The organism is Pseudomonas sp. S9 (assembly GCF_000222125.1).
GTDB classification, from domain to species: Bacteria; Pseudomonadota; Gammaproteobacteria; order Pseudomonadales; family Pseudomonadaceae; genus Aquipseudomonas; species Aquipseudomonas segetis.
The window spans coordinates 520,158-536,830 of record NZ_AFFX01000002.1 but is presented as its reverse complement, the minus strand read 5'-3'; the positions used below and the strand labels follow the sequence as shown (position 1 = coordinate 536,830).

Sequence of the window (16,673 nt, the reverse complement as noted above, 5' to 3'; positions counted from 1 at the left end):
TCGGCTTCAACGCGGGCTCAGCCAGCGGGCAAATAAAGCCGTCGCCCGCGGCATAAAGAAATAAACCACCAATAGAACAATGCTCAGCGTGATCACCACATTGCTGGCCCAGTAACCCGCCAGCAAAGGCATCCGCTGGAAGAGCGGTTGCCAAAGCAAGGGCACCAGCAAACTAAGTGGCAATATCACCATGAAGGTGACGCAAGCCTGCTTCCAGCGCGGCGCTGGCTGGGTATTGGCCGGGGTAAACCAAAACTCGCGGGTGGTCTCTACCTGGGTCTGGTCACCCTCGTCGAGCAAAGGCGCCACCTCCTCGATCAAATGGCGGCGCTCACTGGAATCCAGCCAGTGCTGTAACTCAGCCGTTCCGGCGAAACGCAGCACACAGATGAACTGGCCAGCATCACGCATCACGTTGACACCCAGGTGTCCAGGGTATGTGCTGGCTATCTGCGTGGTCCGGCGCAGCCACTTCTCGTAAGCGGGTTGCTGCGCCGGCTTGACCCGATGGCGCACAATCAAGGTGACAATATCGAGTTCTTTCATTGCATCCCCGGCTGGGTCTAGTGAGCCCACTGCAACCTACCTTGCCAAATAAAGCTGCGGCGCCCGACGGCAAACTGGCCGCCCCCTGCTATTGCCAGAGCGGTGAAAATGATCAAGAGCAACCAGGCAAACTGGCCATCCTCCAAATTCCACTGCGGATGAACCAGCAACAACGAAACCAACAACAAGAACACCACCGGCAAGCAGGCCAGACGGGTAAAAATCCCCAGGATAACCAGCAGCGGACACAGCACTTCGGCAAAAATGGCCAAGCTGACCGTTAGCGCGCCGCCCAAGCCAAATGGGTCTTCAATGACCTGGGCCTGCTGGCTGAAATGCAGCAACTTCGGCAGCCCGTGAACCTGCAACAACAGTAGCGAGGCGCTAACCCGCAAGAATAAAAGCGCCCAATCGACGGCATTGCGCATGGCTGCACCTCACTACTATTGCTGGCTTGGCGCAGATGGACTCAACCTTTTATAAAGGCCAGCAAATCTGCGTTAAGCTGATCCTTGTGCGTGTCTGTCAGGCCGTGGGGCGCGCCTGGATATACAATCAGCTTGGCGCCAGCTACCAGCTTGGCTGACGCTTGGCCGCCACGGCCAATGGGTACGACCTGGTCGTCATCGCCATGCACCACCAGGGTCGGCACATCGAACTTCTTCAAGTCCTCGGTAAAGTCCGTGGCAGAAAAGGCTGCAATGCAGTCATAGGTGTTCTTGTGGCCACCGAGCATGCCCTGCATCCAGAACCAGTCGACCATGCCTTGGGAGGTCACGGCACCTGGGCGGTTGAAGCCGAAGAATGGCCCGCTGGCCAGGTCTTTATAGAGCTGCGAACGGTTTTCGATAGAGCCGGCGCGAATACCGTCGAACACCTCAATCGGCACACCCTCGGGGTTGTCCGGCGTCTGCAGCATCAAGGGTGGCACTGCGGAGATAAGCCCCAGCTTGGCAACCCGGGCAGTGCCATGACGACCGACATAGCGTGCAACTTCACCGCCACCTGTCGAGAAGCCCAGTAATACTGCATTCTTGAGATCAAGCGCCTCGATCAGCTCGGCCAGGTCATCGGCGTAATGATCCATGTCATTACCCTCCCATGGCTGGCTAGAGCGCCCGTGGCCACGACGATCATGGGCAATGACCCTATACCCCTGGTCGGCCAGGAACAGCATCTGCGACTCCCAGCTATCGGCCGTCAAAGGCCAGCCGTGGCTAAAGACTATTGGCTGGCCGCTGCCCCAGTCCTTGTAATAGATTTCAACGCCGTCACGGGTGGTAATGGTGCTCATCTGAAAATCCTCTGCAAAATAAGTGGGAACGCGGATTGTTTGCCCTTACTTCAGTTGCTTGATCAGTTCAGCGTTGAGCCACAGGTTCAAGCCCAGGGTGGCAGACGACTCGCTGAGCTCTTGCGCACGACGCAAATTGCTGGTCTGGCTGCATATTCAGCCCTGATCAGCAAGAGTGCGAGTTAAGGGTTGTTAATCGTCGTTAGGCAGGGATTTACCGGTGAAGCACAAAGGCCAGGCTAGCTTCGGTTTGTGGTGCAAGGACAGCCCACGAAAAATACAAGACAGGCAACAGCTCAGCAGTAATCGCGATCCTGTTCGATCGCTCGCATCTGGCGCTGCTGGACATACTCTGCACGCAGGACCGAAAAGTCCTCGCAGGCCTTGAGCTTTTCCAGGGCGTAGATGCGAGTAACCTTGAGCAGGCGGTAATGCACGGCCTCCTCGCCCATCTCAACAACCAATAATGACTTGGCCGCCAACTGCACTATCGCCTCGAAAATGTCCGACTCGCTGACATGCCTGCAACTGATGGCATTAATCGCCTGTTCGAGGGTTACAGTCCCGTCAAACAGAGCAAAACGCTGCAGGATCACCTGCTCCGTAACCGTTAGCAGTGCATAGCTCCAGTCCAGGGAAGCGCGGAGCGAATGCTGACGCATAAAGGCCGTCCGCGTGCCTTGCATGGCCAACAGGAAATTGCCATTTAATTGCTCGCACATGCCTTTTAAGCCGAATACGCTGACGTAACCCGCTGCCAGCTCGATAGCCAGGGGCGAGCCCTCCAGTTGCCGGCAAATATCCACCACTGCCGGCACATCCGAAATATTCAGGCTGAAGTCTTGCTGCTGCGCTGCAACGCGCTGGACAAATAGCTGTATCGCGCCGTAGGTCATGGCATCGGCGACGCTGAGCCCTGAGGCATCCTGGGCAAAGGCCAGGGCCGGCAGGCGCAGCACGTTTTCCAGCGCAACCAAGAGTGGCTCGCGGCTGGTTGCCAAGATCGATAGCCGCGGTGCGTTCTTGAGCAGGGCCTCGACCATCTCTGCACAGGCATTGACCAGGTGCTCGCAATTATCCAGCAAAAGCAATAAGTGGCGTCCGTGCAAATACTCATGCAGACGCTCAAGTGGCTGTTGCTGGTCGAAGCTCAGACCCAGTGCGCAGCAAACCTGAGCCGGCAGCAGCGAAGGATGGATTACCGCTGCCAGATCAACAAAGACCACGCCATCCTGGTAATACTCAAGGACTAATTCGGCAACGCGAACCGCCACCACAGTCTTGCCCATGCCGCCATCGGCCACCAGGGTCATCAGTCGTCGACCGGGTAATTGCCTGACCAAGTGATCGATAACCGCCTCGCGGCCCTTGATCGAGGTCAGGAGCGCGGGCAACTTGGTGGGAGCGGTTGCCCGCTGTTCCGGGCCAGCGATATCCGCAGCCGTGGTCTGCACATCGGCGACAAAACTGTAGCCACGCTGTGGAATATTGACGATATAGCGCTGGCCATTCAAACCGTCACCCAACACTCGGCGCAGAGCGGCTATATGCACGCGCAAATTGGTATCTTCGACGACAGTGCTTGGCCACACATGGGCAATGATTGCCTCCTTGCTGACCACCGACCCGGCGTTTTCAATCAGCAAGTGCAGGATATCCAACGCCTTGCTGCCGACCCGGAGTGGCCGATCGCCCTGCAATACAACGCGACGCTGTACATAAAAACTGAACGAGCCGAACCGGCGTATCTCATCCAAACAAAGACTTCTGAGTGTACTCATGCCTTGCAAGCGCTTGATGGTCACATCTCGTCAAGAGGCCAGCGCTCCTCCTGCTGAAGGGTTCCCTTGTATTCTGGCAAAGATTTAAGACAACCAAGCTTGCCCATGGGGGGCGATACTGCCAATGAGATGCCCAATACGGACACCCGAACCCGCTAGCTGAACTGTCGGCGATATTGGCTTGGCGGCAACCCCAGTTTTTCTACGAAAAGATGACGCATATGTCGCGCGCTGCCAAAGCCACTTCTGTAGGCAACTGTTTTTAAAGGCAAATTACTGCTTTCAAGAAGACGTCTCGCATTGTCGATCCTGGCGCTTTGGACAAACTCCATAGGCGTCATATTCACCTCACGGGTGAAGGTTCGCGCAAAGTGACGGGCACTCATGGCCGCCAGGCTGGCCATGCGTTCAACACTGAAATCCTCAGTGACGTTTTCCAGGACGTAGTTGCGCACCCTGAAAATAGGCGAATCATCCTTGGCCACATCAGCAACCAAGGGGCTAAATTGCATTTGCCCGCCCTGCCGCTGCATCACCACCAGGAGCACCTTGGCAACGGACAAGGCAATCTTCTTGCCATGGTCTTGAGCAATGATCGACAAAGCCAGATCAATGCCGGTGGTAACACCGCCCGAGGTGATCAGGTTGCCGTCCCGGACGAATATCTGGTCGGTTTCAACCTTGGCCTCGGGGTATTTTTCAGCCAGTCGTTCAGTGTAGTTCCAATGCGTGGTGACCCGCCGCCCGTCCAGCAGGCCAGCCTGCCCCAGGATAAATGCGCCGGTACAGACCGAGGCAAACAGTTGGACCTGGCTGGTGATCTTGCGCAGCCAGCACTGCAACGCTGGGAATGCCTGCTTGTAGGCACCCGGGCCACCCGGGACGATCAACACATCGTAGAAGCCGCCGGCCTGGTCGATATGGCTGTCTGCCGTGAGCGTTATTCCACTTGAGGTGCGGACCGCCAGGCTGTCCGAGGCGATTGTCAGGATCTCGTAGCGGTCTTGGGGCTCAAGGTATCGGTTGGCAATAGAGAAAACCTCTACCGGCCCGGCGACATCGAGCAGCAGGAGTTCGGGAAACAAAATGACCGCGACCGTTTTCATCAACCATGATCCGCAAAAATAAAAACCTTCGCCTAAAGGTTAGGCAATTATAGAGTACAGGCAAGCGGCTCACTGACTGATAAAAATCCAATTAATTCATAACATTACGCAACGAAATGCGCTAAATGCCAAGCAGCCCCGGTTAATCAGGGCAATACTTCTGGCGTGCAAGCCTTAGCCGTTCAGCAACTGGCGACGGTACTCACCCGGCGTCAAGCCAAACCAGCGCTTACAAGAACGATTGAACACGCTTTGCTCGCTGTAACCGAGCAGGCCCGCCACTTGTGACATGGGCATGTGCCGCTCACTTAAATAGTGCTCGGCCCGGTTCCGACGCACCTGCTCGACCAACTCATCAAAGCGGCAACCTTCCTCGGCAAGACGCCGCTGCAACAAGCGCGGATGCATGCCAAGCTGTGCGGCAATAATCAAAAGACGGCAGCGGTTGGTCGGCAACAGCCGGAAAATCAGGCGCTCAACCTGCTGGACCAGGCTCACAGGCCTTTCAGCACCGATCTGACTCAGGTATTGGACCATCGCTCGGTGCAGGCTGGGGTCTTGCTGCTCGATACGTCGCCCCAGCTGTTCATGGGTCAGCACAAAGGCATTGAGTGGCTGGGCGTCATACACCGAAGTCTTGAAATAGCGTCGATAACGCGCCTGCGGCAAGGGGCTGATGCCGCTGAGCAGCACCGACTGAGCGGCAAAAGAGCTGCCGAACAGCAACCTCATGATGTTATGCGCCACCCCCATTGCCAGCTCAACCATCTGCCGCTGCATATGCACGCCGGGCAGGCGAATATCAACGGACATGCGCGGTGCATCAGCCTGGGATAAATCCAGGTCCAGTTCGATACCCGGGCTGTGATAACCAATAAAGCGCACCAGTTCAGCCAGGGCTTGCCCGGCGGTTGCAGAACTTCGCGCAATAATCGCCACGGGTCCGAGGATATGGATGTCCTGGTATTCCGCCATGCGCAGGCCGAAATCAGGACAGTCGAACTCCTCAGCCGCACACTCCAGCAATGCGATCAGGGTGCGTAGCGGCACCGAGGCATCTTCTTCGTCGAGCAAATGTATGGGAACCCGGAACCGCTCCAACAGCAGCAACGGATCGCCCCCCAATTGCCCCACAAGCTCTCGGAAACCCGTAAATGAAGTCGTTCGAATAAGTGCGGTCATGTCGCTTGAAATCAATTAAAAGTCATCAAAGATCAATTAATTTACCACAGGTAAGCGAACAATGACCCTACAAACAATGACTGCATTGCCTACCCTGCAATGTGACTACAACAATTAAAACAGGGATCTCCTCATGCAATTTGACTACATCATCATTGGTGCTGGCTCAGCAGGTTGTGTACTGGCCAATCGACTGAGTGCAAACCCTGAAGTGTCCGTTTGTCTGCTTGAGGCAGGTTCTGAAGACACCTCACCGCTGATCCATACCCCCGTGGGGGTTGCTGCCATTTTGCCGACTCGCCACGTGAACTGGGCATTCGACACAATCGCGCAAAAAGGCCTTGGCAATCGAATTGGCTACCAACCGCGCGGCAAGACCCTGGGCGGCAGTAGTTCGATCAACGGCATGATCTACATTCGCGGCGACCGCAGTGACTACGAGGACTGGAAAGCGCTGGGCAACGACAACTGGGGCTATGACGATGTCCTGCCCTACTTTCGCAAAAGCGAGTCTTACCACGGCGGCGCCAATCAATTTCATGGCGGTGAAGGCGAGCTGTTTGTTGACCAGCTAGCGCCCCATGCCGTGACCAAGGCCTTTATCGAGTCGGGCATCAGTGCTGGCCACACCTACAATCCAGACTTCAACGGCGAGCAGCAAGAAGGCGTTGGCGCCTATGATGTGACCATTCACAACGGCCGCCGCTGGAGCACCGCCACGGCGTTCTTGAAACCTATCCGCGAACAGCGCAGCAACCTCAAGGTGATTACCGGCGCACTGGTTGAACGCATTATCCTCGACGGCAAGAAAGCCGTTGGCGTGTCCATCCGGCACAAGGGCAAAAGCCAGCAACTCAAGGCCCGCAAGGAAGTACTGCTTAGCGCAGGTGCATTTGGCAGCCCGCACTTGCTGATGCTTTCCGGGATTGGCCGCAAAGAGGACCTGGAACCCCAGGGTATTGCAGTGCTGCATGAACTGCGCGGAGTTGGCCAGCAATTGCAGGATCACCCCGACGTGGTGATTTCCTACAGCAGTCCGAACACCTCGCTATTGGGGGTATCCATCACCGGCTCGCCCAAGATGGGCAAAGCCCTTTGGCAATACACCCGCACTAAAACCGGACCATTTGCCAGCAACTGCGCCGAGGGCGGTGCTTTCCTGAAGACCGACCCGACACTCGATCGCCCCGATGTCCAACTGCACTCGGTAATCGCGCTGATCGATGACCACAACCGCAAGCTGCACTGGGGACACGGTTTCAGTTGCCACATTTGCGTGCTGCGACCAAAGAGCGTCGGTAGCGTTGGCCTGAACTCCAGCGACCCGGCAATGGCGCCGAAAATCGATCCCAACCTGCTCGGCCATGAAGATGACTTGAAAACCATGCTCAAGGGTTATCGCATGGCGCAGGAGATCATCAAGCAAGCGCCGATGGCTGAATATCAGTTGAAAGACATATACGGCACCGACAAGCTGACAGACGAAGAACTGCTGCAAAGCATCCGCTCTCGTGCAGACAGCATTTACCACCCGGTCGGCACCTGCAAAATGGGCAATGATGACAATGCAGTGGTTGATAGCCATCTGCGTGTACATGGCATCGAGAACCTGCGCGTAGTCGACGCCTCCGTGATGCCAACACTGGTTGGCGGCAACACCAACGCTGGCACCATCATGATTGCCGAGCGCGCGGCTGAGTGGATCATCCAGGCCCAAGCCGCTGTTTGAGCAAAGGCCTCCCGCCAGCAAGACCCGTGCAACTGAACAAAACCTGCACCCGTAAAAAAACCGGCAATAATTGCCGGTTTTTTATTTAGCCTAATCAGTAACTCTCCCGATTCGGCCACTGCCAATCCCTGGAGTTACTGAACGGGTCATCCCCAACCGGCTCAGGCCACCGGTCGGAGCCGCTCAAAAAAGCCGGTTTAGACCATCGAAGGCAGCAACCCGGTAGGCTTCAGCCATGGTCGGGTAGTTGAAGGTGGTGTTAACGAAATACTTGAGGGTGTTGGCCTCGCCTTTCTGGTTCATGATCGCCTGGCCGATGTGCACGATCTCCGAGGCCTGGTAACCAAAACAATGCACACCCAGAACCTCAAGGGTTTCACGGTGAAACAGGATTTTCAGCATGCCGACCGGCTCGCTGGAAATCTGTGCACGGGCCATGCCCTTGAAGAACGCCTTACCCACTTCGTAGGGGACTTTATCCTGGGTCAGTTCGCGCTCGTTCTTGCCGATAGAGCTGATCTCAGGAATGGTGTAAATGCCGGTTGGCACATCGTTGACGAAACGCCAGCTATCGTTCTCGACAATGCTGCCGGAAGCCGAACGCCCCTGGTCAAATGCGGCGCTGGCCAGGCTTGGCCAGCCGATCACATCACCGGCTGCGTAGATGTTTGGCACCGCTGTGCGGTAATGCTCGTCAACATCCAGCTGGCCACGGCCATTGGCTTTCAGACCAATGTTCTCCAGGGCCAGTTTGTCTGTGTTGCCGGTGCGACCATTGCACCAGAGCAGCGCATCAGCCTTGATCTTCTTGCCTGACTTGAGGTGCAGGACGACGCCGTTGTCCACCCCTTCGATACGCTCGTATTCTTCGTTATGACGAATCAATACATTGGTGTTACGCAGGTGGTAGCTCAAGGCATCGGAGATTTCAGCGTCAAGGAAGCTAAGCAGTTGATCACGGTTGTCGATCAGGTCGACCAATACACCAAGCCCGCTGAAAATCGATGCATATTCACAACCGATCACCCCGGCTCCGTAGATGATCAGGCGCCGTGGCGTGTGACTCAAGGTCAGGATGGTGTCGCTGTCGTAAACCCGCGGGTGCGTGAAATCAACGCCCTCTGGACGGTATGGACGCGAACCGGTAGCAATGACGATGTCCTTGGCCACCAGTTTCTCGACAGCGCCGTTTGGACAAACCACTTCAATCGTATGTTCATCGGCAAAGCTGGCTGTGCCATGAAATACATCAATACGATTGCGTGCGTAGTAACCGGTGCGCGAAGAAACCTGCTTGGAAATGACCCGCTCTGCGCTTTTCAGTACATCCGGAAATGAAAACCAGCGCGGCTCGCCGATTTGGCGAAACATCGGGTTGGTGTTGAACTGCATGATCTGACGAACCGAGTGACGCAAGGCCTTCGATGGCACTGTCCCCAGGTGAGTACTGTTGCCCCCTACTTCACGACGACTGTCGATCACAGCAACCTTGCGACCGGCTTTTACCGCGTTCATTGCTGCGCCTTCACCCGCCGGGCCGGAACCCAACACCACTACATCGTAGTTGTAGACCGCCATGTTTACTCCTCAGATCACGCCGCAGCACTATCTATGCGCTCGCGGCAGGGCCGACGCTGCCAATCACAGCGTGGCAATCAGAAACTCGCGTATTGCAAATACCGCTATCAAAGCTTGCTTGCGTCGTAGGCCAACGTGGTTTGCTTGGCAGGATCGACACTGTTGACCTCTTCGCACTTCTCACGGCTACCGCCGCAGATAGAGCATTCTTTTTCGATGCCCAGGTTGGCGATACCGCCGCACGAACCAGCGATGGGTTTACGGCCCATGATGACGCCAATGGCCATCATCGAGACCACCAGCAACATAACCAAAAATACGATTACAAAGGTCATTGCTCTTCTCCTGCAGCAAAAAGCTGCTCGAATGCCGGGCTAGAGTGTGTGACGAAGCCATTGGCTCCACGGGTCACGAAGAATGCAGCTATCCCTGCCTGCTTAGCGTAAGCCATACCGCGCTCTGGCCCAAGCACCATAAGCAGGGTGGACAAGCCATCAGCCATCAAGGTCGAGCGATTTGCCACTGTTACCGCTGCCAACTTGTGGGTAATGGGCGCGCCTGTTTGCGGATCAATGGTGTGTGAATAGCGCACCCCATTCTCTTCAAAATAGTTACGATAATCGCCCGAAGTAGAAATACCGTAACCGTCTAGCGCAAGGATTTTTTGCGACACCCGCTCATCATCACGCGGGGCTTCGATGGCAATGCGCCAGGGCTGTCCATCTGGCTTCTTGCCTACAGCCTTCAATTCGCCAGTCGCTTCGACCAGGTAACTGCTAATGCCCAACTCGTTGAGTCGCTTGCCAATCTTATCAACCGTGTAGCCTGCAGCGATGCTGTTGAAGTCGAGCTGAATATCGACATCCTTACACAGCGACTGCCCGTCGATATGCAGGTGCTGGTGACCAATTTGCTTGCGCGCCTCGGCGACCTGCTCAGGGCTTGGGACTTTTTCGGCCCTGGCCTTGGGACCAAAGCCCCAGAGATTGAGCAGTGGCTCAAGAGTGAGGTCAAAGGCACCATTGCTTTGCTCGGACAACTCACCGCCAACCTTGACCAACTCAAGCATGCTCGCTGGCAGCGGCATGCAACTGCCAGCAGGCGCCTGGTTGAACTTGGAAACCAATGAATCATCACGGTAGGTCGACATTTGCTGGTCGACCTCGGCCAGGATCGCCTCGGTCTCCTGCTTGACCTCGGCGACATCAGGCGTGACGTCAGTGTGAACGTACTTGACACTGTAACTGCTGCCCATGGTCGGGCCGCCAAACTCTTCTATCCGGTCCGAAAACCAGCAGCCCGTTAGGGCTGCCGCCAGGGCGACAGCAATAACGGGCTGAAGTACAGCATGTTTCATGATTAACCGCCGAAGTCGTCGAGAAGGATGTTTTCCTGCTCTACACCCAAATCAACAAGCATCTTGATCACTGCAGCGTTCATCATTGGCGGGCCACACATGTAGAACTCACAATCTTCAGGCGCCGGATGGTCCTTCAGGTAGTTCTCGTACAGGACGTTGTGAATGAAACCTGTGAGGCCTGTCCAGTTATCTTCGGGTTGCGGGTCAGACAACGCCAGATGCCACTCGAAGTTCGGATTCTCGGCCTGGAGTTGGTCGTACTCTTCGTTGTAGAACGCCTCACGCATGGAGCGTGCGCCGTACCAGAAGCTGATCTTGCGTGTCGACTTCAAACGCTTGAGCTGGTCGAAGATGTGCGAGCGCATTGGCGCCATGCCCGCACCACCGCCGATAAAGACCATTTCTGCATCGGTATCCTTGGCAAAGAACTCACCAAATGGCCCGTAGACAGTAACCTTGTCACCCGGCTTGAGGCTGAACACGTACGAAGACATCTGGCCAGGCGGCAAGTGATCCTTACCAGGTGGCGGCGATGCAATACGGATGTTGAACTTGACCAGACCGACTTCTTCCGGGTAGTTGGCCATCGAGTAAGCACGGATAACCGTCTCTTCAACCTTGGACACGTACTTCCACTGGTTGAACTTGTCCCAATCGCCGCGATATTCCTCTTGAATATCGAAGTCCTTGTAATGCACCTCGTGCGGAGGGCACTCAAGCTGCACATAGCCGCCAGCACGGAAATCAACGCTCTCGCCTTCAGGCAACTTGAGGGTGAGTTCCTTGATGAAAGTGGCCACGTTGGGATTCGACTCAACGGTGCATTCCCACTTCTTGACGCCGAAGACCTCTTCCGGAACTTCGATCTTCATGTCCTGCTTGACCGCAGCCTGGCACGACAAACGCCAGCCTTCCTTGGCCTCACGACGGGTGAAATGCGATTCCTCGGTAGAGAGCATTTCGCCGCCGCCAGAAACAATCACACACTTGCACTGGGCGCAGGTACCGCCGCCACCGCAAGCTGACGACAAGAACACATTGTTGGCCGCCAGGGTTTGCAACAACTTGCCGCCCGCCGGGACCACTATGGTCTTTTCACCATTGATTTCGATGCTCACGTCGCCGCTGGATACCAGCTTGGCCCGCGCCATCAAAATAATCACCACCAGCGCCAGAACGATAGCGGTGAACATGCCTATTGCGAGAAAAATTTCGTAATTCATCTGTTCATCCCGTCCTTACAACTGCACGCCAGAGAAGGACATGAAGCCCAGAGACATCAAGCCGATGGTGATGAAGGTGATGCCCAGCCCTTGCAGCCCCGCCGGTACGTCACTGTACTTGAGCTTTTCGCGAATCCCGGCCAGGGCAGCAATCGCCAGTGCCCAGGACAGGCCCGAACCGAAACCGTAAACGGTACTTTCAGCCAGGTTGTAGTCACGTTGCACCATGAACAGGGTACCGCCCATGATTGCGCAGTTAACCGTAATCAGCGGCAAGAACACACCCAGGGCGTTGTACAGCGCAGGCACGTACTTATCCAGGAGCATCTCAAGGATCTGCACGATGGCCGCGATTACACCGATATAGCTGAGCAAGCCAAGGAAGCTCAGGTCTACATCCGGCAGGCCAGCCCAGGCCAGCGCGCCGTCTTTGAGCAGGTAGGTGTAGATCAGGTTGTTGGCCGGAACGGTGATGACCTGCACCACGATTACGGCAATACCCAGACCAATCGCCGTCTCTACTTTCTTCGAGATCGCGATAAAGGTACACATGCCCAGGAAGAAGGCCAGGGCCATGTTCTCAACGAACACCGCCTTGGCCAGAAGGCTCAGATAATGTTCCATTAGTAAGCCTCCTTATTCGAGACCTGTGGCGCCATTTTGAAGCTTGGCTTTTCCACTTGATCTTTCTTCCAGCTACGAATGCCCCAGATAAACAGGCCGATCAGGAAGAAGGCTGAAGGTGGCAACAGCAACATGCCATTTGGCTGGTACCAGCCGCCGTCATTGATCACCGGCAGGATTTCAAAGCCCAGCAACTTACCGGCACCAAATAGCTCACGGATAATGCCCAGGGCAATCAACATGGCGCTGTAGCCCAGGCCGTTACCGATACCATCGAAGAACGACAGCACCGGCGGGTTTTGCATGGCAAAGGCTTCGGCACGCCCCATCACGATACAGTTGGTGATGATCAGGCCGATAAATACCGATAGCTGTTTCGACAGGCTAAAGGCAAAGGCCTTGAGTACCTGGTCCACCAGGATTACCAGGGATGCAATGATCACCATCTGCACGATCATACGGATCGAGCTTGGGATCTGACTGCGGATCATCGAGATAAACAGGTTGGAGAACCCGGTTACCAAGGTCAAAGCGATCGACATGACCAATGCGGTCTTGAGGTTCGAGGTTACCGCCAGGGCGGAACAGATACCCAGAATCTGCAAACCAATCGGGTTGTTGTTGAAGATCGGATTGAGCAGGACTTCTTTAATAGTCGGCTGCGACATGATCAAGCCTCCCCTGCGCGCAATTTAGTGAGAAACGGACCGAAGCCTTGTTCACCCATCCAGAACTTCAGCAGGTGATCAACGCCATTACTGGTCAGTGTCGCTCCAGCCAGTGCATCAACCTGATGCTCTGCCTTCGGGCTTTTCGGGTCGACACCACCTTTAACTACAGAGATCGCCACTTTGCCATCGTCTGAGTAAATGGTTTTGCCGGGCCACAGGCCTTTCCATTTCGGGTTATCGACTTCACCACCCAAACCTGGGGTTTCGGCATGCTGGTAGAAGCCAAAGCCGCTTACGGTGTCCATGTCGGCTTTCAGTGCGATAAAGCCATACAGGGTCGACCACAGCCCCTGGCCACGAATCGGCAACACCACTTTATCAAGCTTGCCGTCTGTCTCAACCAGATAGACGATGGTGTAGCGCTCACGGCGCTTGAGCTTGGCGAGGTCTTGCTCTGGTGTCAGGGCAATTGACTCGTTCGGGTCTTTAGCACCTTGCAGCGGCTCGTACTTGAGCGGGTCCTTGGCATCACTGAAGGTCCCGGTTTGCAGGTCGACAATTTTTGCCGTGATGCGCTGGTCGAACAACGCCTTCACTTCCTTGCCGCTCATGCCCGGATTACCCAGGCTGGCGATAGCCAGGATGCTGCGTTGCTTGTCCAGCAGGCGATTGTCCTGCTGCGTTGGCTTCAACGCAATGGCGGCGCCGGCAACAAATACCGAGCACACCAGGCAAACCAACAGGGCCACCAGCAACGTGCGTGCGGTGGATTCTTTTTGACTAGACATTACGCGCCAGCCTCCGCTTGATATTGGCTTGAACAACGAAGTGGTCGATCAGCGGTGCAAACAGGTTGGCGAACAGGATCGCCAGCATCATGCCTTCTGGGAATGCGGGGTTGACCACACGGATCAACACCACCATAAAGCCGATCAGGGCACCGAAAATCCACTTGCCGGTATTGGTCATGGAGGCCGACACAGGATCGGTGGCCATGAAGAACATACCGAATGCGAAACCACCCACGACCATATGCCAGTACCACGGCATGGCGAACAGCGGGTTGGTGTCAGAGCCAATCAGGTTGAACAGCGAACTCAGGCCGATCATGCCAAGCATTACGCCAGCCACGATGCGCCACGAAGCGATCTTGGTCATGACCAGGATACCGCCACCGATCAGCAGTGCCAGGGTGCTGGTTTCACCGATGGAGCCGTTGATGGTGCCAATAAACGCACTACTCCAGGTGATGCCATTGCCAATCACGTTCTCAACGCCACCGGCGGCGGCCAGGCCCAACGAGGTCGCGCCGGCAAAGCCGTCAACCGAGGTCCATACCGCATCACCGGACATCTGCGCCGGGTAGGCGAAGAACAGGAATGCACGACCCGCGAGTGCCGGGTTGAGGAAGTTCTTGCCGGTTCCGCCAAAGACTTCCTTGCCGATGACCACGCCGAAGCTGATGCCCAACGCCACCTGCCACAATGGAATGCTTGCCGGCAGGATCAAGGCAAAGAGCACCGAGGTCACGAAGAAACCTTCGTTGACTTCATGGCGACGGATCGAGGCGAACAGCACTTCCCAGAAACCGCCAACAATAAAGGCAGTTGCATAAATCGGCAGGAAGTAGGCTGCGCCCTGGATGAAGTTATCCCAGATGCTGGTCGGGTCGAAGCCCGCCAACGAGCTGATCAAGGCAAAGCGCCAGCCCTCTTGAGCTGCCAGCAGATCAGGGCTTGCACTGTAGATCAGGTTGGCCTGGTAGCCTGTGTTCCACATGCCGAAGAACATCGCCGGGAAGGTACACATCCAGACGGTGATCATCATGCGCTTGAGGTCAATACCGTCGCGCACGTGAGCGGTGGTCTTGGTTACGCTGCCGGGACGATAGAAGAAAGTGTCAACGGCCTCATACAAGGCGTACCACTTTTCATACTTGCCGCCAGATTCAAAGTTGTGCTCGATTTTATCGAGAAAAGCACGGATACCCACGATTAACCCTCCTTCTCGATGCTTGCGAGGTTATCGCGCAGGATCGGGCCATATTCATACTTGCCAGCACAGACATAGGTGCACAACGCCAGATCTTCTTCGTCGAGCTCCAGGCAACCCAGCTTCTGGGCCATCTCGGTGTCACCAACGATCAGGTAGCGCAGCAGCTGTGTCGGCAAGATATCCAGTGGCATCACAGCTTCGTAATTGCCCACGGGAACCATCGCTCGCGGGCTGCCATTGGTGGTGGTCGAAAAAGCAAACTTCTTCGCCGCGGCCAGCTTGGATACGAAAATATTCAGCACCGAGTGCTTGTTCACACCCGCGCGCAGGTAATGCAGCATTTCACGGTCATTGCCTTCGGCCAGGCAAGATACCTGCTGGTGATAACGACCCAGGAATGCAAAGGCGCCCTGCGCCGTGCGACCACCGAGCAGCGAACCCGAGACAACGCGGTTTTCGCCAGGCTTGAGTTCGCCAGCGGTGATTTCCTCAAGGTTCGCACCCAGGCGAGTACGCAACAGGCGCGGAGTTTCGACAACCGGGCCAGCCAGCGAGACAACCCGGTCAGTCCACAACTGCCCGGTGGTAAACAGCTTACCGATTGCAATGACATCCTGATAACCGATCGACCATACGCTCTTGGTCACGGTAACCGGGTCAAGGAAGTGGATATGGGTGCCAGCCAGACCCGCAGGATGCGGCCCGGCAAATGCCTCTGCCTGCACGCCCGGTAGCTGCTCGCCAGGTACCTTGGCACCATCGGCCTTGCACAGGAATACCTTGCCGAAGGTGCTAAGCACCTGCAGACCATTTTCAAAATCGGTGGCGTACTCGGCGATAACGACCGCAGGATCAGCCGCCAGAGGATGGGTATCAATCGCAGTCACGAAGATCGAGTTAGGGACCGCGTCAATGGCAGGCACCTTACTGAACGGGCGCGTCCGCAAAGCAGTCCACAAGCCTGACTGCTGCAGGTTCTCGCGGACTTTCTCATGGCTCAGCCCCGCCAGCTCACTGGCCGGATACTGAGCGAAAGTCACTTGCTCATCGCCCTCGATGTCAATTACCACCGATTGCAGCACACGCCGCTCACCGCGATGAATCGCGCTGATCACGCCTGCCGCAGGTGCGGTATAGACCACCCCCGGGGTTTTCTTGTCAGCGAACAGTACTTGCCCGAGCTTGACCCGATCACCCACCTGGACTTCCATCGTAGGCTTCATACCATGATAGTCGTAGCCTATGACGGCGACGCTACGTACCGGCCTTGCGGCCTCGATACGTTGCGCCGGCGCGCCAGTTATGGGCAAATCGAGCCCATTCTTAATTTTGATCATAGGTTTGCCTAACCACTGATATTGGAAATCTTCTTAGAATACGGACGACGCCAGAAAGCCAATAGGCAAGCACACACTGAAATAAATCAGCATGATGGACGGCATCGGTCGCGGGTAAAAAATCCGCTTGATTATAAAGACGGCCCCAGCCACTGACCACCCAAGGCTTGGCTTTTTTTAGGCGATACGTAACAAGAGGCAACAAGCTCATAGTTTGGATCAATCAATCCACGCCGTGAATACGACT

The 16,673-nt window shown here is 55.9% G+C and carries 16 protein-coding genes; 1 reads left to right on the top strand and 15 read right to left on the bottom strand.

What is annotated here, in order from left to right:
• Positions 1-6: 6 nt before the first annotated feature.
• The 6 genes from PSES9_RS0106415 to PSES9_RS0106385 form a co-directional block, all read right to left on the bottom strand.
• On the bottom strand, positions 7-546 hold the full coding sequence (locus PSES9_RS0106415; RefSeq protein ID WP_010485198.1) for an antibiotic biosynthesis monooxygenase: 540 nt from the start codon (positions 544-546) through the stop codon (positions 7-9).
• Positions 547-563: 17 nt separating this feature from the next.
• Entirely contained in the window at positions 564-974 is a 411-nt protein-coding gene (locus PSES9_RS0106410; protein WP_010485197.1) for a DoxX family protein, read from the bottom strand.
• 41 nt (positions 975-1,015) lie between these two features.
• Positions 1,016-1,840 carry an alpha/beta fold hydrolase gene (locus tag PSES9_RS0106405; protein ID WP_010485196.1) on the bottom strand — a complete coding sequence of 275 codons (825 nt, stop codon included), beginning with the start codon at positions 1,838-1,840 and terminating at the stop codon, positions 1,016-1,018.
• Positions 1,841-2,136: 296 nt separating this feature from the next.
• Positions 2,137-3,597, bottom strand: a complete 1,461-nt coding sequence (locus tag PSES9_RS0106395) for an ATP-binding protein (protein ID WP_010485194.1) — start codon at positions 3,595-3,597, stop codon at positions 2,137-2,139.
• A 179-nt stretch (positions 3,598-3,776) separates the two neighbouring features.
• On the bottom strand, positions 3,777-4,727 hold the full coding sequence (locus tag PSES9_RS0106390) for a GlxA family transcriptional regulator (RefSeq protein ID WP_010485193.1): 951 nt from the start codon (positions 4,725-4,727) through the stop codon (positions 3,777-3,779).
• A 174-nt stretch (positions 4,728-4,901) separates the two neighbouring features.
• Positions 4,902-5,909 carry an AraC family transcriptional regulator gene (locus PSES9_RS0106385; protein ID WP_029529400.1) on the bottom strand — a complete coding sequence of 336 codons (1,008 nt, stop codon included), beginning with the start codon at positions 5,907-5,909 and terminating at the stop codon, positions 4,902-4,904.
• A 133-nt stretch (positions 5,910-6,042) separates the two neighbouring features.
• Here PSES9_RS0106385 and PSES9_RS0106380 point away from each other — a divergent pair, with 133 nt between their 5' ends.
• Positions 6,043-7,638, top strand: a complete 1,596-nt coding sequence (locus tag PSES9_RS0106380; protein WP_010485188.1) for a GMC family oxidoreductase — start codon at positions 6,043-6,045, stop codon at positions 7,636-7,638.
• Between the two features lie 183 nt (positions 7,639-7,821).
• Here PSES9_RS0106380 and sthA read toward each other — a convergent pair whose 3' ends face one another.
• From sthA to PSES9_RS0106335, 9 genes are all read right to left on the bottom strand, one after another.
• Entirely contained in the window at positions 7,822-9,216 is a 1,395-nt protein-coding gene (gene sthA / locus PSES9_RS0106375; RefSeq protein WP_010485186.1) for a Si-specific NAD(P)(+) transhydrogenase, read from the bottom strand.
• Positions 9,217-9,323: 107 nt separating this feature from the next.
• Entirely contained in the window at positions 9,324-9,551 is a 228-nt protein-coding gene (gene nqrM / locus PSES9_RS0106370) for a (Na+)-NQR maturation NqrM (RefSeq protein ID WP_010485184.1), read from the bottom strand.
• Positions 9,548-10,573 (bottom strand): FAD:protein FMN transferase, encoded by a 1,026-nt coding sequence (locus PSES9_RS0106365; protein ID WP_010485182.1) that lies wholly within the window; start codon positions 10,571-10,573, stop codon positions 9,548-9,550. The genes nqrM and PSES9_RS0106365 overlap by 4 nt, the downstream gene beginning before the upstream one ends.
• A gap of 2 nt (positions 10,574-10,575) precedes the next feature.
• Positions 10,576-11,799 (bottom strand): NADH:ubiquinone reductase (Na(+)-transporting) subunit F, encoded by a 1,224-nt coding sequence (gene nqrF / locus PSES9_RS0106360; protein ID WP_010485180.1) that lies wholly within the window; start codon positions 11,797-11,799, stop codon positions 10,576-10,578.
• Positions 11,800-11,814: 15 nt separating this feature from the next.
• A complete protein-coding gene (gene nqrE, locus PSES9_RS0106355; RefSeq protein WP_010485177.1) occupies positions 11,815-12,423 on the bottom strand; it encodes an NADH:ubiquinone reductase (Na(+)-transporting) subunit E in 609 nt (202 codons plus the stop codon).
• Positions 12,423-13,097, bottom strand: a complete 675-nt coding sequence (locus PSES9_RS0106350; protein ID WP_177313036.1) for an NADH:ubiquinone reductase (Na(+)-transporting) subunit D — start codon at positions 13,095-13,097, stop codon at positions 12,423-12,425. Before PSES9_RS0106350 ends, nqrE begins: the two co-directional genes overlap by 1 nt.
• Positions 13,094-13,882 carry a Na(+)-translocating NADH-quinone reductase subunit C gene (locus tag PSES9_RS0106345; protein ID WP_010485173.1) on the bottom strand — a complete coding sequence of 263 codons (789 nt, stop codon included), beginning with the start codon at positions 13,880-13,882 and terminating at the stop codon, positions 13,094-13,096. The genes PSES9_RS0106350 and PSES9_RS0106345 overlap by 4 nt, the downstream gene beginning before the upstream one ends.
• Positions 13,875-15,086 (bottom strand): NADH:ubiquinone reductase (Na(+)-transporting) subunit B, encoded by a 1,212-nt coding sequence (locus PSES9_RS0106340; protein WP_010485171.1) that lies wholly within the window; start codon positions 15,084-15,086, stop codon positions 13,875-13,877. The genes PSES9_RS0106345 and PSES9_RS0106340 overlap by 8 nt, the downstream gene beginning before the upstream one ends.
• A 2-nt stretch (positions 15,087-15,088) precedes the next feature.
• Positions 15,089-16,426, bottom strand: coding sequence for a Na(+)-translocating NADH-quinone reductase subunit A (locus PSES9_RS0106335; RefSeq protein WP_010485169.1), 1,338 nt, complete (start codon positions 16,424-16,426; stop codon positions 15,089-15,091).
• Between the last annotated feature and the right edge of the window lie 247 nt (positions 16,427-16,673).

What these genes read in the sequence shown, in the direction of transcription:
- PSES9_RS0106415 (WP_010485198.1), bottom strand. Translation starts at nt 546, where the DNA reads ATGAAAGAACTCGATATTGTCACCTTGATTGTGCGCCATCGGGTCAAG.
- PSES9_RS0106410 (WP_010485197.1), bottom strand. Translation starts at nt 974, where the DNA reads ATGCGCAATGCCGTCGATTGGGCGCTTTTATTCTTGCGGGTTAGCGCC.
- PSES9_RS0106405 (WP_010485196.1), bottom strand. Translation starts at nt 1,840, where the DNA reads ATGAGCACCATTACCACCCGTGACGGCGTTGAAATCTATTACAAGGAC.
- PSES9_RS0106390 (WP_010485193.1), bottom strand. Translation starts at nt 4,727, where the DNA reads ATGAAAACGGTCGCGGTCATTTTGTTTCCCGAACTCCTGCTGCTCGAT.
- PSES9_RS0106385 (WP_029529400.1), bottom strand. Translation starts at nt 5,909, where the DNA reads ATGACCGCACTTATTCGAACGACTTCATTTACGGGTTTCCGAGAGCTT.
- PSES9_RS0106380 (WP_010485188.1), top strand. Translation starts at nt 6,043, where the DNA reads ATGCAATTTGACTACATCATCATTGGTGCTGGCTCAGCAGGTTGTGTA.
- sthA (WP_010485186.1), bottom strand. Translation starts at nt 9,216, where the DNA reads ATGGCGGTCTACAACTACGATGTAGTGGTGTTGGGTTCCGGCCCGGCG.
- nqrM (WP_010485184.1), bottom strand. Translation starts at nt 9,551, where the DNA reads ATGACCTTTGTAATCGTATTTTTGGTTATGTTGCTGGTGGTCTCGATG.
- PSES9_RS0106365 (WP_010485182.1), bottom strand. Translation starts at nt 10,573, where the DNA reads ATGAAACATGCTGTACTTCAGCCCGTTATTGCTGTCGCCCTGGCGGCA.
- nqrF (WP_010485180.1), bottom strand. Translation starts at nt 11,799, where the DNA reads ATGAATTACGAAATTTTTCTCGCAATAGGCATGTTCACCGCTATCGTT.
- nqrE (WP_010485177.1), bottom strand. Translation starts at nt 12,423, where the DNA reads ATGGAACATTATCTGAGCCTTCTGGCCAAGGCGGTGTTCGTTGAGAAC.
- PSES9_RS0106345 (WP_010485173.1), bottom strand. Translation starts at nt 13,882, where the DNA reads ATGTCTAGTCAAAAAGAATCCACCGCACGCACGTTGCTGGTGGCCCTG.
- PSES9_RS0106335 (WP_010485169.1), bottom strand. Translation starts at nt 16,426, where the DNA reads ATGATCAAAATTAAGAATGGGCTCGATTTGCCCATAACTGGCGCGCCG.